Annotated in this window: 16 protein-coding genes and 1 tRNA gene; 7 read left to right on the top strand and 10 right to left on the bottom strand. The window is 63.4% G+C overall.

Annotation, left to right across the window (positions count from 1 at the left end; genetic code table 11):
* Positions 1–219: 219 nt before the first annotated feature.
* Both AC1DXU_RS29535 and AC1DXU_RS29530 read left to right on the top strand, forming a co-directional pair.
* A complete protein-coding gene (locus AC1DXU_RS29535) occupies positions 220–1,461 on the top strand; it encodes a D-amino acid dehydrogenase (RefSeq protein WP_477374638.1) in 1,242 nt (413 codons plus the stop codon).
* A 67-nt stretch (positions 1,462–1,528) separates the two neighbouring features.
* Positions 1,529–2,332, top strand: coding sequence for a maleate cis-trans isomerase family protein (locus tag AC1DXU_RS29530; protein WP_477374637.1), 804 nt, complete (start codon positions 1,529–1,531; stop codon positions 2,330–2,332).
* A gap of 49 nt (positions 2,333–2,381) precedes the next feature.
* Here the strand turns inward: AC1DXU_RS29530 and AC1DXU_RS29525 are convergent, their stop codons facing one another.
* Together AC1DXU_RS29525 and AC1DXU_RS29520 are read right to left on the bottom strand one after the other, a co-directional pair.
* On the bottom strand, positions 2,382–2,885 hold the full coding sequence (locus AC1DXU_RS29525) for a GNAT family N-acetyltransferase (protein ID WP_477374636.1): 504 nt from the start codon (positions 2,883–2,885) through the stop codon (positions 2,382–2,384).
* A complete protein-coding gene (locus AC1DXU_RS29520) occupies positions 2,882–3,175 on the bottom strand; it encodes a type II toxin-antitoxin system TacA family antitoxin (protein ID WP_477374634.1) in 294 nt (97 codons plus the stop codon). Before AC1DXU_RS29520 ends, AC1DXU_RS29525 begins: the two co-directional genes overlap by 4 nt.
* Positions 3,176–3,355: 180 nt before the next feature.
* Here AC1DXU_RS29520 and AC1DXU_RS29515 point away from each other — a divergent pair, with 180 nt between their 5' ends.
* Positions 3,356–3,529: a hypothetical protein gene (locus tag AC1DXU_RS29515; protein ID WP_477270125.1), complete on the top strand. Its 174-nt coding sequence runs from the start codon at positions 3,356–3,358 to the stop codon at positions 3,527–3,529.
* A 21-nt stretch (positions 3,530–3,550) separates the two neighbouring features.
* Here AC1DXU_RS29515 and AC1DXU_RS29510 read toward each other — a convergent pair whose 3' ends face one another.
* The 3 genes from AC1DXU_RS29510 to AC1DXU_RS29500 all read right to left on the bottom strand — a co-directional run bounded on the left by AC1DXU_RS29510 (position 3,551) and on the right by AC1DXU_RS29500 (position 6,078).
* Positions 3,551–3,859 (bottom strand): UBP-type zinc finger domain-containing protein, encoded by a 309-nt coding sequence (locus AC1DXU_RS29510; RefSeq protein WP_477374632.1) that lies wholly within the window; start codon positions 3,857–3,859, stop codon positions 3,551–3,553.
* Complete coding sequence (locus AC1DXU_RS29505; protein WP_477374630.1) at positions 3,859–5,541, bottom strand: FAD-dependent oxidoreductase; 1,683 nt, start codon at positions 5,539–5,541, stop codon at positions 3,859–3,861. The genes AC1DXU_RS29510 and AC1DXU_RS29505 overlap by 1 nt, the downstream gene beginning before the upstream one ends.
* Positions 5,542–5,652: 111 nt before the next feature.
* Positions 5,653–6,078, bottom strand: coding sequence for a MerR family transcriptional regulator (locus tag AC1DXU_RS29500; protein WP_477374628.1), 426 nt, complete (start codon positions 6,076–6,078; stop codon positions 5,653–5,655).
* Positions 6,079–6,142: 64 nt separating this feature from the next.
* On the opposite strand from AC1DXU_RS29500, the gene AC1DXU_RS29495 reads away from it, so the two are divergent.
* The 3 genes from AC1DXU_RS29495 to AC1DXU_RS29485 all read left to right on the top strand — a co-directional run bounded on the left by AC1DXU_RS29495 (position 6,143) and on the right by AC1DXU_RS29485 (position 10,024).
* Complete coding sequence (locus AC1DXU_RS29495; protein ID WP_477374626.1) at positions 6,143–6,886, top strand: cation efflux transmembrane domain-containing protein; 744 nt, start codon at positions 6,143–6,145, stop codon at positions 6,884–6,886.
* 144 nt (positions 6,887–7,030) lie between these two features.
* Positions 7,031–8,080, top strand: coding sequence for a hypothetical protein (locus AC1DXU_RS29490; RefSeq protein WP_477374624.1), 1,050 nt, complete (start codon positions 7,031–7,033; stop codon positions 8,078–8,080).
* A 51-nt stretch (positions 8,081–8,131) separates the two neighbouring features.
* Positions 8,132–10,024 carry a tripartite tricarboxylate transporter permease gene (locus AC1DXU_RS29485; protein ID WP_477374622.1) on the top strand — a complete coding sequence of 631 codons (1,893 nt, stop codon included), beginning with the start codon at positions 8,132–8,134 and terminating at the stop codon, positions 10,022–10,024.
* Positions 10,025–10,031: 7 nt separating this feature from the next.
* On the opposite strand, the gene AC1DXU_RS29480 is transcribed toward AC1DXU_RS29485, so the two are convergent.
* Both AC1DXU_RS29480 and AC1DXU_RS29475 read right to left on the bottom strand, forming a co-directional pair.
* The gene (locus tag AC1DXU_RS29480) at positions 10,032–10,928 is read right to left on the bottom strand and encodes a class I SAM-dependent methyltransferase (RefSeq protein WP_477374620.1); all 897 of its coding nucleotides are present in this window, start codon (positions 10,926–10,928) and stop codon (positions 10,032–10,034) included.
* On the bottom strand, positions 10,928–11,953 hold the full coding sequence (locus AC1DXU_RS29475) for an ATP-grasp domain-containing protein (protein WP_477374618.1): 1,026 nt from the start codon (positions 11,951–11,953) through the stop codon (positions 10,928–10,930). Before AC1DXU_RS29475 ends, AC1DXU_RS29480 begins: the two co-directional genes overlap by 1 nt.
* 152 nt (positions 11,954–12,105) lie before the next feature.
* Here AC1DXU_RS29475 and AC1DXU_RS29470 point away from each other — a divergent pair, with 152 nt between their 5' ends.
* A complete protein-coding gene (locus AC1DXU_RS29470) occupies positions 12,106–13,044 on the top strand; it encodes an ATP-grasp domain-containing protein (RefSeq protein ID WP_477374616.1) in 939 nt (312 codons plus the stop codon).
* A gap of 49 nt (positions 13,045–13,093) precedes the next feature.
* Here the strand turns inward: AC1DXU_RS29470 and AC1DXU_RS29465 are convergent, their stop codons facing one another.
* From AC1DXU_RS29465 to AC1DXU_RS29455, 3 genes are all read right to left on the bottom strand, one after another.
* Positions 13,094–16,294, bottom strand: coding sequence for an amino acid permease (locus AC1DXU_RS29465; RefSeq protein WP_477374614.1), 3,201 nt, complete (start codon positions 16,292–16,294; stop codon positions 13,094–13,096).
* A gap of 303 nt (positions 16,295–16,597) precedes the next feature.
* Entirely contained in the window at positions 16,598–17,212 is a 615-nt protein-coding gene (locus AC1DXU_RS29460; protein WP_477374612.1) for a class I SAM-dependent methyltransferase, read from the bottom strand.
* Positions 17,213–17,399: 187 nt separating this feature from the next.
* Positions 17,400–17,484: transfer RNA gene (locus AC1DXU_RS29455), tRNA-Leu, on the bottom strand.
* Positions 17,485–17,816 lie beyond the last annotated feature (332 nt).

Raw genomic sequence — 17,816 nt, 5'->3', positions numbered from 1 at the left:
CCACGAGTGGGGAGATTGGCGGTTCCAGCGCTTCGCTCGTTCCTGCAACGTTGGCGATTGGCGAAAGTCGGCATGACGTCCGATCTCGCCCCCATGTGGGGGAGATGCCCGGCAGGGCAGAGGGGGGCGCTGTCCCGCCGGCGTCTCCACAAGGTTCTGCACTTGCGGACCGCGACTTACATTCTACACTGTGATGACTTTGCGATCTCCGGAGGCGTCATGCGCGTCATCGTGCTGGGTGGCGGTGTTGTCGGCGTCACCACGGCCTATCAGCTGCAGAAGGACGGCCACGACGTGGTGCTCATCGAGCGCCAGGCACAGGTCGCCGCCGAGACCAGCTGGGGCAATGCCGGCATGATCGCGCCGGGCCATTCCTTCGTCTGGTCGTCGCCCAGGGCGCCGATGATCCTGCTGAAATCGCTGCTGCTCAAGGACCAGGCGCTGCGCTTCAAATTCTCGGTCGACCCACGCCTCTATTCCTGGTCGTGGCTGTTCCTGATGGAGTGCACCGCCGCCAAGGCGCGCCGCAACACGCTGCTCAAGCACCGCCTTGCCGCCTATTCGCAGACCGTCCTGCGCGATGTCATTGCCGACGAGGACATCGACTACGACCGCAACGATCGCGGCATCGTCTATTTTCACCGCAGCCAGCAGGCGCTCGACAAGGGTGTCGAGCACATGAAGCTGCTCGAGTCCGACGGACAGGAGATAAAAGTGCTCGACCGCGACGGAGTCGTCGCACTTGACCCGTCACTGGCCTCGGCCAGGGAAAAGATCGCCGGCGGCATCTATTGCCCGACCGACGAGACCGGCGACCCGGCAAAATTCACCCGGGCGCTGGCCACCAAGGTCGTCGAGCGCGGCGGTGCCATCCACACGGAAACAACCATCACCGGCATCGAGACATCGGGCGACGGCGTCGCCCAGGTGCTGACCGACAAGGGCGCCTTCAAGGGCGATGCCTACGTGCTGGCGCTCGGCAGCCACAGCCCAAAGCTTGCCGGCAAGATCGGCATCAACCTGCCGATCTATCCGATCAAGGGCTATTCGCTGACCATTCCGGTCGGCAATCGCCCGGCGCCGCCGACCATCGCTTCCGTCGACGAGCACAATCTGGTCGCCATCTCGCGCTTCGGCGACCGTATCCGTGTCACCGCCACAGCCGAGTTCGCCGGCTACGACACCAGCCACAAGCCGGCCGATTTCGCCTTCATGAAAGGCGTGACGCAGGAGCTTTATCCCGAAGGCGCCGACTACGACCGTGCCGAGATGTGGGCGGGCCTGCGGCCAATGACCCCGAACAATCTCCCCGCCTTCGGTCGCCGGGGCTTGCGCAACCTCTACCTCAACACCGGGCACGGCCATATCGGCTGGACCATGTCGCACGGCTCGGCCCGCATCACCGCCGACCTGATCGCCGGCAAGACTCCGGCCATTTCCATGGATGGTCTTTTGAACTGAGAGCATGATCCCAAAAACGGGAACCGGTTTTTGGACAAGGTCATGCTCAAACTAGAAGGGGAATACTATGCCTCTCAACGCTGCTACCCGCCCAACCGCCTCAGGACCGGTCGACCTCGGCGTGTTGCCGTCAGACCTCGACGGCGGCCTGGCGTCGCGCGCCGCGATCGGCCTTGCAGTACTGGCCACCGACCAGACGCTGGAGCATGAATTCCGCGCTCTCGTTCGCATCCCCGGGGTCGCCTTCTACGAGGCCCGCGTCTTCAACGACCACGACATCACCCCAGACACTTTGCGCGCCATCGGCCCGAGGATCGCGCCATGCGTCGACCTCATCCTGCCCGGCATCCCGCTCGACGTCGTCGGCTTCGGCTGCACCTCGGCGACGATGACGCTCGGCGAGGAGGCGGTGTTCGCCGAAATCAGAAAGGCGCGGCCCGGCATCGCCTGCACTACGCCGGTCACCGCGGCCCTTGCCGCGTTCCGGGCGCTCGGCGTCAAAGGCATCGGCCTGCTGACGCCCTATTCGCCCCGCATCAATGAAGGCCTCGTTGCCTATTTCACCGGCCGTGGCCTCGACATAGCCGCCGTCGCCACCTTCGACCGGCAGGACGACCGCGAAGCCGCCCGCATCTCCGTCGCCTCGATCGAAGCCGCCGCCGAGCGGATGGCAGCGACGCCGGGCGTCGATGCGATCTTCATTTCCTGCACCAGCCTGCGCGTCGCCGAAGCGGTGACCGGGCTGGAACAGCGCATCGGCATTCCCGTCACCTCCAGCAACCACGCCATGGCCTGGCACTGCCTGCGGCTGGCGGGCGTGAATGACGTTGTGCCGGCCGGTGGGAGGCTGTTTGGGTTGAAAGGCGACTGAGCTTTTTGCGAAGCGCCAACTGGATCTCCCAGCCGCCATCGAAGAGCGATCAAGCGCCGTTCTCAGCGTGACGCAAATCGGCCAGCGAGATCACCAACGTCATCGGATCGAGCGGCGACGGATCGAAGCCGAGCGCCATGTAAAAGGCCCGAGCCTCCTCGGAAATCGCGTGTACCAGGATGCCGCGAATGCCAAGTGTCCCGGCTGCGTTCATCACCCGGCGTGCCGCATCCTGGACGAGCGCCAAACCCAGCCCTTGACGCTGATGCGAAATATCGATGGCAAGGCGGGCAAGAATGGCAACCGGGATCGGATCCGGCATGTTGCGCCGGAACCGGCCCGGCGCATGGCTGGCGGCAACACCGCCCGAGGCCAACGCATAGTAGGCAATGACCTTGTTGCCGTCTCGGCAGGCGACGAAAGTGCGCGTCGCGCCGCTATCCTGATTGGCGAGCGCCCGACGCTTGAGCCAGTCATCGAGGGCCGGCACGCCGGAGGAAAACGACGACAGGTCATGGATGCGCTCCAGGGGCATCGGCGCCTGCAGCGTCACTTTGTCTCCCACGGCAAGCGAGCGTTCATGAGCCTGGACAACCGCTCGTTGGGCTTGGGCGGTGCATCGAGCAAAGCGAGGAATTCCGCATAGGCTTCCGGAGAGACTTTGATCAGCGTCCGGTCGAGCAGTGTATCCTCGGCCATGCGCCGGGCGGCATCGAGGATGAAATCCGTCCGCGTCTTTCCGAGCACGCGCGCGGCCTCGTCGATCAAGCCGCGCTCTTCGGGCTTGATACGGATATTCAGCGTGCTTCTCTTGGAAGCTTCACTTGGAGATTCGTGTTTCATCCTATGAGAATAGCAGTTCGTAATGACGTTGTCATTATAGTTCGAGCTATCTGGATTGCCGGGCGGCTGATCGCCGTGCGATTTCCAGGGTTCAAAGTCCGAGAGTTAACAAACTCGGAAGTCTTTGTTTAACCGTTGGCCTCTATGTCACGCCCTGGGGGGCCTGACAGAGTGAGTATGATGGACGACAGCCCCGAAAAGCGCAGCGAATGGCGCGCCATTTTTTATGTGCAAGCCCGCGTTGCCATCCTGTTTGTGCCGGTGGTTGCCAGCCTGCTGCTCATAGCGGCCCTTGCCGGCAACGAACGCAATCCCGACGCCATTGATCGGACCGTCACCGGCTCAGTGCGATAGACGACGGGCTGGGCTGCCGCCTCAAACAAATCGCGGGATCGGGCCGTTCTGTGGCGTGACCCGCTCGCCGAGGTCGAGAAAGACCTCGTCGATATAGCACCATCCCCAGCCTTCCGGCGGGTCGTAGCCTTCGATGACCGGATGGCTTGTGGCGTGAAAATGTTTGGTGGCGTGACGGTTGGGCGAGTCGTCGCAGCAGCCGACATGGCCGCAAGTGCGGCAGATCCGCAGATGCACCCACTCAGAACCGCTCTTCAGGCATTCCTCGCAGCCGAGCGCGCTCGGCGTCACATCCTTGATGTCATGCGCATGTCTGCATTCATCCGCCATCAGTTTCTCCTGGCCGTTTGTGGCGCGACGGCGTCGCCTTGCGCCAAATATGCGTGCAAGGCCGCCACCACCTGGGCGCCTTCGCCGACAGCCGCGGCGACCCGTTTGACCGAGCCGGAGCGAACGTCGCCGATGGCGAACACGCCGCTGCGGCTCGTCTCCATCACACCCGATCCTATGTCCGGTCCGGTGCGCACGAAACCCTTGGCGTCCAGCGCCACGTTGCACTGCGCCAGCCAGTCTGTATTCGGGTCGGCGCCGATGAACAGGAAGAGATGGCGGATCGGCCGCGTTGTTTCGACGCCGCTGGCACGGTGGCGCCAACGGATGCTGCTCAGATTGCCCGCGTCGCCGTCCAGCGCTTCGATCTCGGTCCCGGTCAGCACCTCGATGTTGGGCTGTGCCCTGATGCGCTCGACCAGATAGCGCGACATGGTCGCGTCGAGGCTGCCGCCGCGCGCCAAGAGCGCCACCTTCCGGACATGGCTGGCCAGAAAGACCGCCGCCTGGCCCGCCGAATTGCCGGCGCCGACCAGCGCCACCTCCTGCCCGCCGCACAGCCGCGCTTCGATCGGCGACGCCCAATAGTGCACGCACGTCCCCTCGAATTGCGCCAGATTGGCGATAGCGAGGCGGCGGTAACGCGCGCCGCTGGCGATCACCACCGTGCGCGCCAGCACGCTCTCGCCGTCGCCGACATCGAGCCGGCAGCGGGCGCCGGACGGGTCGGTCGCTGCACTCAGTAGCTTGGCCTCGTCGGGTATCACCATTTCGACGCCGAATTTTTGCGCCTGGTTGTAGGCGCGCGCCATCAGCGCCATTCCCGAGATCCCCGTGGGAAAGCCGAGATAGTTTTCGATGCGCGAGGAGGCGCCCGCCTGTCCGCCGAAGGCGCGGCAATCGAGCACGATCGTCGACAGCCCTTCGGACGCCGCATAGACCGCCGCCGCCAGCCCCGCCGGTCCAGCGCCGACAATCGCCACGTCGTAGAGTTTGCTGGCGTCGATCGGCCGCAGCAGGCCGATGCAGCGGGCGAGTTCGTTCTCGCCGGGATTGTGCAGCAGCTTGCCGTTCGGGCACAACACGATCGGCAGATGGTGCGGGTCGACCTGGAAGCGTTCGATCAGCGTCGTCGCGCACGGATCGGCGTCGGAATCGAGCGCCCGGTGCGGCTGGCCGCTGCGCGCCAGAAAGCCTTGCAGCCGCAGCGTGTCGCCATTGCCGGCGGGGCCGATGATGATCGGCCCGCTGCTGCCGCTTTCCAGCAGCCCGACGCGGCGCAGGATCAGCGCCCGCATGATGCGCTCGCCGAGATTGGCCTCCTGCACCATCAGGTCGCGCAGCCGCTGCGGCGCGATGACGAACGCCTCGACCGGTTCGACCGCCTCGGCATTGACCAGCGAGGGGCGGTCCGAAAGCTGCGCCAGCTCGCCGAGGAAATTGCCCGGGCCGTGGGTGACGATCGTCTCGCGCCGGCCGAACTCGCCGCCCTGGGTAATATCCGCCTTGCCCGACAGGATGACGATCAAGCCGGGCGCCACATCGCCGGCTTTGACGATGGGCGCGCCGGCGGCATAGGCGCTGGCTTGCCCAAAACGGCGCATGCGCTCGATGTCCACATCGGCGAGGATGGGAAACATCTGGTCGCGGCGGGTGACGGTCGGGTTGGTGGGTTGAGCCATGGTTCGACCGTACCGAAGCGGTTGTCGAGTTTGAAGTGGTTTGTTCGGCGCCTAGCCGCGAGGCGAGGTTGGTTGACAGCCGCTACGCTTGCGGATGGGCATGGCCCGCCTTCAGGGCAAGGCCAGGTGGCCGTGTCCATGGCTCATATCCGCCAGAGTTTCGATAACCCTGCATTCCGCCACTCTTCCGCATGCGCACTCATCGACCATGCGTGTCAATTCCAGTCGCAGGGCGTTGAGGCTCATGATTCTGCTCTCGACTTCCGCCAGGCGGGCCTTGGCAATCGCGTCAGCTGTCGCACAGGATTGGTCCGGGTGGTCCTGAAGTGACAGCAGCGCGCGAATGGCCTCGACCTCGAAGCCCAGTTCGCGGGAGTGCCTGATGAAGGCCAGTCTCGAAACAGCGGCCTTCGCGTAGCGTCTCTGCTGTCCTTCGGTGCGTGGCGGCGCCGGCAGCAGGCCGATCTGCTCATAGTAGCGGATGGTGGGGACCTTCACCGCCGTTCGCCGCGAAAGTTCGCCGATCGAAAAATCCATAAAAAGCCTCTTGAACCTCTAGTGGCTAGAGGAACTAAAGTGGCTGCAAACGTGGAGATTTTCAATGGCCGACGATTGCTGCGCTCATGAAACAGCTGGCTGCGCAGGCCCGCCGCCTCTGGTGCTGCCAGCCAAGGTCACCAAGGCAGAGGCGGCAAGTTGTGGCGCGGCAAATGCCGCATGCTGCTCGGGCGGAGTGGCTGTTTTTGATGGTATGGACGTTCGCTACAAACGGGTGCTTTGGGCCGTCATTGGGATTAACGGCGCGATGTTCCTCACCGAGATGGTTGCGGGGCAGCTTGCCGGATCGCAAGCCCTCAAGGCGGATGCCCTGGACTTCCTGGCGGATACCGTCACCTACGGCCTGAGCCTGGCCGCGATTGGTGCGACCCTGCAAACACGGGCGACAGCGGCCTTGTTCAAGGGGCTTTCGCTGTTGGTCATGGCGCTGTGGGTGTTCGGTTCGACAGTCTACCAAACCTTGATCCTGGGCCTTCCAAGCGCGGAGGTCATGGGCGTCATCGGCTTTATGGCGCTGGCTGCAAACCTCGGCTCCGTGCTGTTGCTGCGCCCCTACAAGGATGGGGACGCGAACGTCCGGTCGGTTTGGCTTTGCTCGCGCAATGACGCCATCGGCAATGTTGTCGTGATGGCTGCCGCGCTGGGAGTGTGGGGCACATCCACCGCTTGGCCGGATCTTGTTGTGGCCGCGCTGATGGCGGGAATTTTCCTGACTTCGTCCGTTCAAATCTTGAGGCAGGCTTGGGATGAATACAGCCAAGGCCGACAGCTTGCAGCTGCGGAATAAGAGGCAACTGAGCCGACCGACAGATTGCAATCCTCGAACGAGCGACGCCCTTTCCCGATGTCGGGAGGCGACGCCCTTTGTCGTGCGACAAATCCACCAGACATGGGGTAAGCTGCCGCCGGGTATGTGGTTTGGAGGAAATCTTTGTCTGAGAAAAGAGAATTTAGCCGGCTGTCTCGCCGTGCCTTTATGGCGGTTGGCGCGGGGCTGCTGGTGGCGCCTGCCATAGGCCGCACGCAAGCGCTCGATGGCCGCAGGATTTCGTTCCTGATCGGCAACGAGGGAGCCGGCGGCTATGAACTCTATGCCCGGCTTTTCGCAAAACATCTCGCTATGGCTCTGCCCAATGCGCGGCTCACGGTCGAGGTTGTTCCGGCTGCCGACGGCAGGCTTGCGGCAAAGCACATCGCCGAGGCCGCGCCAGGTGAGTTGACGATCGGCTTGTTCGAGGGTGCGTTGCTCACTTCGGAGATCGAGAAGGACGACCCCGCGACCAAAAGCCTTGCCGCCTTCAAGTGGATCGGCAAGATGGCGGTCGATGAGCGGATCGTCATCGCCAGCACGCGAAGCGGCATAAAGTCGGTCGAGGACTTGTCGCAGCGGGTCGAACCGGCGATCTTTCCGGCGAGCAGCATCGTTTCGCGCAGTGCTTCGGAATGTTTTCTGCTCAATGCCATGCTGGGCCTGCCGATAAAGCCGGTACCGGGCTACGATGGCGGCCAGCGCGCTTTGGCCTTCCTGAGCGGCGAGGGTCAGGTGATCGTCGGCTCCTATCCGAGCCAGGCGAAGATGCTCGACAACAACGAAGCCGTCGCGCTGCTTCGCCTGAACGAGGTGCCGCATCCCTCCGTCCCGACATCGGTGCCGCTGCTGCGCGATATCGCGCCGGCCGGTTTCGCATCGCTCATCGACATGATCGAACTGATCAACAATCTGGGCCGCTGGATAGCAGCGCCACCCTCCATTGACGGGGGCGATCTGGCGGTGCTGCGCGGGGCTTTCGACAAGGTCGTTGCCGATCCCGCTTTCCTGGCCGACGCCAAGGCCCAGAGGCTGCAGATCGATCCGGCGGGCGGGGCCGAGGTTCAGGAGAAGGTCACCGCCTTGCTTGCCCGCAAGCTGGAGCTGCGTGGCGGCATGGTCGCCGCGCTGGAGTGCGGCCGCCGCCGCGCCGACGGTGACCGGTCTTGCTGATCGAGGCAGCGATCATTTTCCCCTCTTAAAGGCCAGGACCAGAGTGATCGCTTGATTCTAGATGCTTTGCGGGCCCTGTTCGATCCCGGTCTTCTGCCCGGGCTGCTTCTCGGCGTAGCGCTTGGCTTCATCGCAGGAATTGTGCCGGGCATTGGCGGCCGCATCGGGCTGTTGCTTGCCCTGCCGCTTGCGCTTCTGTTCGGGCCGCTGGGGGGCGCGGTGTTTTTGATTTCGCTGCACGCCGTGGTCCACACGTCGGGGTCGATAACCCCCATCGCCTATGGCCTGCCGACGTCTGCTTCCGAGGCCGCAACCGCGCTCGACGGGTTTCAGCTGCAGCGCAAGGGCCGGGGCGCCGAGGCGCTTGGCGCCAGCCTGTCCGCCTCGGCGGTGGGCGGCGTCCTCGGCGCCATCGTGTTCATGCTCGCCGCCCCCGTCGTGCGTCCGATCGTCAGCAATCTGGGAGCGCCGGAATTCCTGGTTCTCGCTCTGCTGGGGCTGGCCCTGGTCTCGTCGCTTTCCGACCGGCAGCCGAGTGCCGGGCTGGCGGTCGCCGCACTCGGTGTTCTCGCCTCGACGGTTGGAATGGACGCGCTGACCGCCCAAACCCGTTTCACCTTCGGCAGGCTTGAATTGTGGGACGGTCTCGAGACCATCTCGGTGATCGGCGGCCTGTTCGTCATTCCCGAGATGCTGGCGCTCGCAGGCAGCCCGGACAGCAAGCCGTTGCCGCCGACGACCGCCGAGCGTCCGCGTATGATTTCCGGAATGGCCGAGGCCTTTCGCTACAAGATGATCATGCTGCGCTCGACGATCATCGGCATCGTCGTCGGCATGATGCCGGGCGCCGGATCGAGCGTTGCCGTGTGGATCGCCTATGCCGACGCGTCCGCCCGCCACAGCGGCGACGTGCCGCTCGGCGAGGGCGCCATCGCCGGCGTGGTTGCGCCGGAAGCCGCCAACAACGCCAAGGAGGGCGGCGCGCTCATTCCCACGGTGTTTTTCGGCATTCCCGGCAGTTCGAGCATGGCCATTCTGCTCGGCGGTTTTGCCATGCTCGGCCTCGAAGTCGGGCCGACCATGCTGACGACGCATTTGCCGACGGCGATGACCTTCGCCTGGACGGTCATTCTGGCCAACCTCTTGACCATCCCGCTGTTCCTGCTCGTCGTTCCCTGGCTGGTTCGTTTCACCGGCCTGCGGCCGAAGGCCATCGCGGCCTTCGCGCTGGTCGCCGTCGTCACCGCGGCTCTGGGCTCGGCGACCAATTCGCTCGGACTGGTTCAGTTCGCGGCCGGCGGCTTGCTCGGCGTCGCACTCTTTCTGGCCGGACTTCCGCGCGCGCCTTTTCTGCTCGGCTTCGTCATCGGCCCGATGGTCGAGAAGTCACTGGGCAAGACGTTGCAGATTTTCGGACCCACGGCCCTGCTTCGGCCAGGCGTCTTGCTGCTCGGCTGCGCGCTGCTGGCCGTGCTGTGGCGGCTCAGGCGACCGCAGGAGGGTCCGCAAAGCATGACCAGGCGCTCTCGCCCAGTGGCCTTCGGCGCCCTTGCCGGCATGGCCGCGCTCGGCCTTTGGGCCATCATCACCGCTACCGGCTTTACCGGAACGTCCAGGATCGCGCCCATCCTGTCCGCCGCGATCCTGACCGGCGCGTCGCTCTTCACTTTATGGCGCATCCAGCGCGAACCCCCGGCGCCGTCGCCGTCGATCTCGCTGCGCATGGGTCTTGCCTTGTCGTTGTTGCTGGCAGCCGTTCCCGTGGTCGGCATCGTGCCGGCGTCGCTCGGCTTTCTCGCGTCGGTGCGAAAGACCTTTGCCGGGCGCTGGGCATGGATGCCCGCGATCCTGATTGTGGTGGCGATCCTGCAAGCCCTGATGATCGAGGGGCTGATGGGCAGGCCGCTGCCGTTCGGTCTGCTCGGCGCCGGCCTGTTTCACTGACCAGCCTTCACACGGGAGAGGTGAGAACCGCGATCACGCGTTTTCGCATGTAGTAGGGACGCCCGTTGCCGCCGACTGCCCACTCGACCTCGTCGAAGCGGATGAGCGCCAGCGATGCGGTTTCGAGCAGTTTTTTCAGGTCACCGACGGTCCTGAATTCGCCGGCGCGGCTTTCGTGCTCGTACAGCGAGCGATCGAGCCGCACCATGATCTCTTCACGGCCATCGGCGACATCGAGCTCGCCTTGCGCCGTCATGGCGGCGAAACGCTCGTCGCGGGCGCCGCGACTGGCAAGGTCGGCTTCTGACTCCTCTCGGGACGCCGATTTGATGCGGTTCGAAAAGACCACCGAGCCGCCCGGCTTCAACCACGACCCCAACTCCGCCAGCACGGCTGGCTGCACGCTTCTGTCGATGAAACGGAAGACGCTGTGCATGACGATGATGTCGGCGGGAAATTTCCGGCCCGGGGCGGTGAGATCGACCGCCGCATAGCTGAAATCGAGACCGTGTTCTTCGGCGAAATGCTCGCACAAAAGCAGCGGCGTCGGGCACAGGTCCAGCACCGTGAAATGGCAGCGCCGCAGCGCTTCGTCTCCGAGACGGGCCACCGCATGCGCGACCGTGGCAAACACGCCGGTGTCGGCCGAGCCGGCGATGACGATGTCGAGACGCGGTTGGCGCGACAGGCCACGTCCGACAAGCTCCTCGAGCACCGCCACCAGCGCGTCGCGATCCGTATCGATGCCGAACCGTTCGCCCGTCGCGCGATGGGCGCAGCTGCGTATGTGGTAATCCGCGCAACCGACGCAATGGCGCGGCGCAATCTCCAGCACGCGGCGGAGATTTCCGGGCAGATCCTCGCCATAGGTGGCGGGATCGGAGAGCGCGTTGCCGCTTGCCATCATAGCTCGTCCTGAGGTGCGGACTTCGCCCGTCCGGTGACGCGGTCCAGCAGCCGCCGGCCGAGACTAACCGGCAGGCGCACGCGCGGCAGGCGAAGATCGTGAGCCCGCGGCCGGATTTCGGGAAAGCCGATCCGTCCGCGCGGATGCGGCGTGTTGATCGCCCTTAGGGCTGTCACGAACTGGTTTCGGATCAGCTGCCGGCGTTCGCTGCGGGCATCGCTCTTGGCGAATTTGGGAAAGCTCGGGTTGGTGTTGATCTCGTAGACCTGCAGCCGCCCTTGATAAAATCCATAGTCGACGCGCCCGAAGTCGAGGCCACCAATGCGGAATGCCTCGGCAAGCGGTTCGGCATGCGGATTTCGACGAACGAAATCCAGCTCTTCCGCAACCTCGGCCGGCCCGATCGCAGCGGAGTTCTTCTTGACCACCCATTGCTCGCTGCACATCAGGTGCTGCGGCACGATTGTGCCGCCGATATTGAAGGCGCCGTATTTGCGGTAAAAGCCTTTCTCGTCGGGCTCGCCGACATAGCCGACGGCAATCCGTCCCCTCAACGGTCTGCCGTTCCGTTGCATCTGTGTGACCGCCTCGTCGAACTCCGCATCGGATCGCAGGATAGCGGTCTCGGGTCCGCCATATCCGTCCTCTGCGCGCAGGAAAACCGGGTATTTTGCCGGTCGCGCCCCGGTATCGAGACGCTGGACGGCAAAGTCGTTGATGCCTTGCGCGTTGAGCTTGTGCAGCAGCGGCACCCGCTCGAGGGCGTGCAGCGGGTGGTTTAGAATGCGGATCTCCGGCGCTTGCGCCTGCAGCCTCAAGGCTACCGCCGCCGCGCAGTCCAGCTCATAGCGCGACAGCCGGTCGAAGTCGGTGAAGATGGTGTGCGCCAGCGGTGCCGCCCGTTCGAAGAACAGCTCCTCATAGGTGATGTAGGACAACAGCCCGCTTGCGTCGGCGCCGAGGCCGTGGATCAGGCGCTGAATTGTCGTGCTGAACCGGGCGGTGACGACATAGACGATCATGCGAAAGCTTTTTCCTTCCGACCCTCGAAGACGGATTGTCCTGCTATTTCATGGCTGGCAGAGATTGCGTTGGCGCTGCGGAGCTATTCCTTGGTACCTCAAGCAGGCACGATGCGTCATCTAACCTACGATTTTTCCGGGCGAAATCCAGCATGGTCCAGGTCAATTTGGCTTTCTACTGCTATCCCAAGAAGGAAGCGATCAACGATTTCCGCAAGGTCGGCGCCCTGATCTCGGCGCGCGCGCCGGAGATCAAGGTCAGTGTCCTGTCGACCGCTTCCGTGCTGACCCCGTTGCCCACTGCGGCACTGGCCATGCGGCCAACCCTTTCCATCGAGATGGACAGGTTGAAATGGCTGCGGCCGCTGCGCGGAACGCGGCTCGTTCATCAGCATATGGGCAAGATCAGGGAGCTTGCCGTTCTCGAGGCCGCGGGACTGCCGGTTCCCAAATGGGTGGAGATCGTGCCCGGGACAAAACTCGATCCGGCGGTTTGGGGGCCGTATGTGGTGGTCAAGCCGTCGCACGGCGCGCGCGGCGCCTTCGTGCGCATCACCAAGACCGGTCGCGTCCGCTACACTGCTCCGGCGGATTATCCCGAGGAGCATGCGGGACGGCGTTCGCCTATGCTTGCCCAGCACTATGTCCATACCGGGCGCTGGCCAAGGGCCTACCGCGTCCTCACTTACCTGGGCAGGCCGCTGATGGCCCTCCAGTATGAGGGCAGGAAGGATTTCACCCCGCTGGAGCGACCCGACGGGTTCCGGCATGGCCAGGGGGAATCGATCATAGCCTCGGCGAAGGGCTGCACTGTCGCACTTGCCGCGGACCAGGACGTGCTCGACCTTGCTGTCCAGGCACATGCCGTCCTGCCGACCATTCCCTCGCTCGGCGTGGACATCCTGCGTGACGAGGCGACCGGCAAGCTGCATTTGATCGAAATCAATCCATCCGGAAACAGCTGGATGCTGTGCGGAACGACCGGGCGCGAGATGCAGGAGCAGTTTGGGCTCAATTTCTACAAGCAGTTCGCCGCGCTCGAAACCATAGCGGAGGCTTCGATCGAGGCCGCGCGCAGGCTGGCCGTTTGATAGCGATCTCTTGCGCGCGGAGCGCGCAGGCCACGACGTCGGCCCAATACTACCGCGTCACGCCAAACGCCTGGGTTGCCGCCGGGGCGGAATCCTCGGGCGCCGCCAAGGCAGATCCAGCCAAGAGGCCATTCGTCACATCCTTGTAGAGCGCAATCGGATGCGGGTGCCCCACCAGGTAACCCTGAATCTCGCGGCATCCTTCCTTCATCAGGAAGATACGCTCATCTTCCGTTTCAACGCCCTCTGCGATGACAGGCAAGGTCAGTGCATTCCCCAGGCTGAGTATCGTACGTACGATGGCGGCCGACTGGACATTCGAACTGACGCCCGAAACGAAACTGCGGTCGATCTTGATCTTGTCGAATGGAAACGACTGCAGCGAGGAAAGCGAGGCATACCCGGTTCCAAAATCATCCATGGAGACCCTGACGCCCAACGCCTTCAATCGCCGCAAGACCGACAAGGCGGTTGCCCGATCGCGGATCAGGACCCCTTCCGTGATTTCCAGTTCCAGGCGTCCCGGCGTCAGGCCGGTCTCGTAGAGGATCGAATGAACGAGGCCGACCAGATCCCCGAAACGGAATTGCACGGGGGAGAGATTGACCGCGATCTGCAGGGGTGAAGCCCAGGAGGCGGCGTCCTTGCAGGCCTGCCGGAGCGTCCATTCCCCTATTTCAACGATCGTGCCATCCTGCTCGGCAAGGGAGACAAACGCGGTCGGCGAGACGAGCCCGTGTTTTGGATGGTGCCAACGGGCAAGTGCCTCAAAACCAAAGATTTCGCCGTCTATGCGGGCTTGCGGCTGATAGTGGAGCACAAGTTCGCCACGGGCGACCGCCAATCGCAAATCCTGCTGCAAGGCATAGCGCTCTCTTAGTCGCCGATCCATTTCCGGGTCGAAGAATTGCAGCATTCGGCGACCGTCCGCCTTGGCTCGGTAGAGCGCGGCGTCGGCATTTGCCATCAGCGACGCGGCAGTGTCTCCGTCCCTCGGATAGATCGCCGCGCCGATGCTCAGCCCGATTGAAATGTGCTGTCCCCGGATTTCGAATTCGCCCGCCGCCGATTCGAACAGACGATCGGCTACTTCCCTGGCTCCGGCCGGTCGTTCATCCAAGGCCAGGACAAGAGTGAATTCGTCGCCGCCCATGCGGGCGATAAAGGCCTCCGGCGCCGCCGCTTGAAGACGCCGGGCGATGGTGCACAGGAGATCGTCGCCGGCCGCGTGCCCAAAAACGTCGTTGGTCTCTTTGAAATGATCAAGGTCAATGCTGAACACGGCAAAGCTGGCATGCTTTGCTTTTGCCCGCTCGAGCGTCGTGGTTAGGTGCGCTGCAAGCGCAGTTCGGTTCGCCAGACCGGTAAGCGGATCGTGATGCGCGAGATGCGCGATTTGCTCGTGCCGTGCCATAAGTTCGGTGCGCGCTACGTTCATGTTCTCGCGCGCTTCGTCCAGGCCATGGGCGGCTTCCCTCACCTTGTCCTGAAGCAGGTTGAAGCTTTCGGCCATCTCTCCGAGTTCGTCGCGAGAGTTTACCCTCACCGGCATGATGTTCACGGAGGCATGCGCCGCAGCGAGGTCTCCACGCCCCAGAGCGGCCATGGCGAGAGAGAAGTCTTTCAGTGTCCCGGATGTCAAACGTTTCGCTGCGTCGCTCACCTCGGTTGCCGAATGGGTGATCATTCCCGGCATGACCAGGCCGACGCTGATGGTCATCAACGCGACAACGACAAAAATGTCCTCCAACGCGGCGATCAGGGAAGCATCGGCGTTGGGAACGCTGCCGATCGCCAGGAAATAGCCGGCACCGTCAAGCACCAGCACAAAAAGCATGGCTCCCGTAAGCTTCAGGTGAAGCGTATGCGGCAGCAAGGGCAGGCCCAACGCGTGGCGATCCTCCATGGCGCGCCAGGCGTAAAGCGCGGCACCCGAATAGGCCAGCGCCAGTCCGAACAGGACGGTGGGAAGGCCAAACTGCTGGAAGCCCAGCACGGCGGTCAACAGCCAGATTGCCGCCGCGCCCACGCCAAGGATGATCGTTCCTCTGGGAGCCCGGAAGGGCCGCTCGGCATCGGGGCTGTCACGGCGCAGGAGCCAGACTGCGATGTTCGGCATGCAGATGCTGATCAGGTAGGTGAAATTGGCTGCAGCGATCATCCAGAGCGGGTACCCGCACAGCATGAAACCGATTGCCGCGGCAGCTGTGAGCAGTGTTGCCGCCCATGGGCAATCCGTTGTCGAGATGCGGCTGGCCAGAAATCTCGGCAGCAGGCCGTCTTCGCTCAGCTGCGCAAGGGTCCGCGCGGCGCCTGCCAATGGCTGCAACGTGCCATGGAACATGTTGAACATGATGAACCAGATGGCGGCCGCTTTGCCGAAACTGCCCAACAGGGGCGCAAATGTCGGCCCGAGAGCCATGGCGAGGTCCGTTCCGAGCGGCTCAGGTCCAAGCACACCCAGCCAGACGACCGGCAGGACAAGGAAATAGATGCCGGCCATTGCCGCGCTGGCCCACATCGCCCGGGGAATATTGCGGTTGGGATCGATGGTTTCGCCAACATGGCAGGCTGCAGCCTCGAATGCCGGCGCTGCAAATCCGATCAGGTACAGCCCAGCCATCACTGACGTGATATCGCCGAACAGGCCGGCAAACGGGCTGGTCAGCGTAAAATCCGTCGCCTTCCGCCAGTCGACTTCGCCACTGATGACCGGGACAAGGGACGAGAGAAACGCCAGCATTGCCGAGGCCGTGGCTACCGGTATCGCCAGTCGGACCACCCACTTGATTCCGCATAAATTGACTGCCGCAAAGAATGCGACGAGCCCGCAGGCGACCGCCTCCACGGGGAGGTCCGGCAAGTACCATTGCTGGATTGCAGACGCTGAAAGAACCGCTGTCAGTCCGCAGGTCGGGACCCAACCCCACCAATAGCAAGTGCCCGTCAAGGCCGAGAGAACCGGACTGTAGGGTCGGAAAGCTTCCGCGCATGCCGCAGAGATGCCGCCGACGCGGTTTGGCCACATGAGAACCAGTTCGGTCCACGCCGGCGCGGCTGCCCAGCCAAGCAGCAGACCAATGACGAGCAGCGGAACCGCAGCGCTTCCTTGCCCCGGAATGTTCCCCTGGCCGACAAAAAGAGCGGTGATCAGAAACAGGCTTTGATTGCTGCCACCCATGGCGAGCGCCGTCGTGCCAATCCATCCCAAGGTTCTCGGGTGCGGTCGAGAAGCAGTGACGTCGCGCATTCTGAGCCATCCAAGCCAGTGCGTAGCTCTGTGTGACCCGCGAACGTAAACTGAACAGAGTTATTTCTGTCTAATGCAACGCTCTCGAAGTCAAAGACGAACCCTAGGTGAGACATCTTAAGACTTCGTACCAATGCCGATTCGCACAATCACCACTGTCGACGCGCTGGTGACGATTCGGCCAAGTGCGTGCCGGCACGATGACTCTGATCTCATTGGCATACGGAAGTCATCGTCCACTTGATCTAGTGACGTCGACCTGGGGCAAGGCGAATAGTCGAGAATACAAGTACCGATGGTCGATTAACGATATTGCGTGGCGCCATCCGAAACCGGCGGATGAACCCGGCTGTAGATCGCCAAAACACGCTCACCGCTTTTCGCCGGGGTGCCGCGCCATTCCCGAGCGAGTTCGAAGCCCTCCCGTCGCATGATGCGGGAGAACGCCTCGGCGAGCGCCAGGGGCGCCGTCCGGGCAATGAACGTTCCCACGCACCGTCTGGCGAGGTCGATCGCTACCCGCTCGGCGACGGCTTCGCCATGCCTTTCGTAAATGTGCTGCCACACCGCCATGAAGATGACGATGTCATAGTCGGCCGCAAGCGTCTGCTCGACCCGGCGCCGCTTGGTGAGGTCAAGCACATCGAAGCTGTGCGGGAGAGCGCGATAGCCCTGGAACACGGACTTTGCGGTTTCGATGAATTCGGGGAAATAGTCGACGCCGTGGACAAAAGCCGGCGCTTGCTTCGCCACCTCATAGGCAACGATCCCGACATTGCAGCCGGCGTCCAGTACGCGCTTGCCGCTGAAATCGATACCGCTCTCGAACAGCCCTTCCAGGCGGGAAGCCCAGTCGCCGCTGAAGACCGTCTGCCCGTACGAACGCCACGGCGCGCGAAGCTTTCCAAACAGTCTCAACGGAAATCCTCGCTGGCTGGCCACATGCGCTTATGGGCAAGAGGGCCAACGGGTTCAATTCTCGGGGCGGCGGTTCGGCCTTCGTCCGAGCGCTGACGCCACGGAACCACAGGCAACAAAAAAGCCCGGCGAACCGGGCTTTTTGTTAGTGCGTCTGAACCATATCGAATGGCTCGAAACGAGAATTTGGTGCCCAGAAGAGGACTCGAACCTCCACTCCTTGCGGAACACGGACCTGAACCGTGCGCGTCTACCAATTCCGCCATCTGGGCTGGTGCGGGCTCATGTAAGCGGGCAAGCGACGGGTGTCAACGCGCTTTTTTCGAGGGACCGCTGCATGTCGGCTTAGTTCCAGGCGTTGGCGCTGCCCCTTGTGTCTTTCGAATCATGCAGGATCGGGTTGGCGAGTGACCCGGGTCACGACCGGGTCACTCGCTGCGGCGGAAGCCCGCGTGCCCCTTGGTTTGAGTCCGCAGGTGAGCAAGGAGCTCCGACCGCATCTTCCATAGCCCGAACGGTTGCCAGGGTTCGACCCCGCACCAGCAAGGAAGGGATCAGAAGATGACACAAATCGCGCTTCGTGTCGGCATCGATGTGGCCAAGG

The organism is Mesorhizobium sp. P3_A10 (genome assembly GCF_056403175.1).
Note: the sequence above shows the minus strand (reverse complement) of the source record. Positions and strands in the feature narration are given on the sequence as shown.

Excerpts from the sequence above, each read along its gene's own strand:
- AC1DXU_RS29470 (WP_477374616.1), top strand. The coding sequence starts at position 12,106 with ATGGTCCAGGTCAATTTGGCTTTCTACTGCTATCCCAAGAAGGAAGCG.
- AC1DXU_RS29520 (WP_477374634.1), bottom strand. The coding sequence starts at position 3,175 with ATGAAACACGAATCTCCAAGTGAAGCTTCCAAGAGAAGCACGCTGAAT.
- AC1DXU_RS29480 (WP_477374620.1), bottom strand. The coding sequence starts at position 10,928 with ATGGCAAGCGGCAACGCGCTCTCCGATCCCGCCACCTATGGCGAGGAT.
- AC1DXU_RS29530 (WP_477374637.1), top strand. The coding sequence starts at position 1,529 with ATGCCTCTCAACGCTGCTACCCGCCCAACCGCCTCAGGACCGGTCGAC.
- AC1DXU_RS29495 (WP_477374626.1), top strand. The coding sequence starts at position 6,143 with ATGGCCGACGATTGCTGCGCTCATGAAACAGCTGGCTGCGCAGGCCCG.
- AC1DXU_RS29515 (WP_477270125.1), top strand. The coding sequence starts at position 3,356 with ATGGACGACAGCCCCGAAAAGCGCAGCGAATGGCGCGCCATTTTTTAT.
- AC1DXU_RS29465 (WP_477374614.1), bottom strand. The coding sequence starts at position 16,294 with ATGCGCGACGTCACTGCTTCTCGACCGCACCCGAGAACCTTGGGATGG.
- AC1DXU_RS29500 (WP_477374628.1), bottom strand. The coding sequence starts at position 6,078 with ATGGATTTTTCGATCGGCGAACTTTCGCGGCGAACGGCGGTGAAGGTC.
- AC1DXU_RS29510 (WP_477374632.1), bottom strand. The coding sequence starts at position 3,859 with ATGGCGGATGAATGCAGACATGCGCATGACATCAAGGATGTGACGCCG.
- AC1DXU_RS29505 (WP_477374630.1), bottom strand. The coding sequence starts at position 5,541 with ATGGCTCAACCCACCAACCCGACCGTCACCCGCCGCGACCAGATGTTT.
- AC1DXU_RS29535 (WP_477374638.1), top strand. The coding sequence starts at position 220 with ATGCGCGTCATCGTGCTGGGTGGCGGTGTTGTCGGCGTCACCACGGCC.
- AC1DXU_RS29475 (WP_477374618.1), bottom strand. The coding sequence starts at position 11,953 with ATGATCGTCTATGTCGTCACCGCCCGGTTCAGCACGACAATTCAGCGC.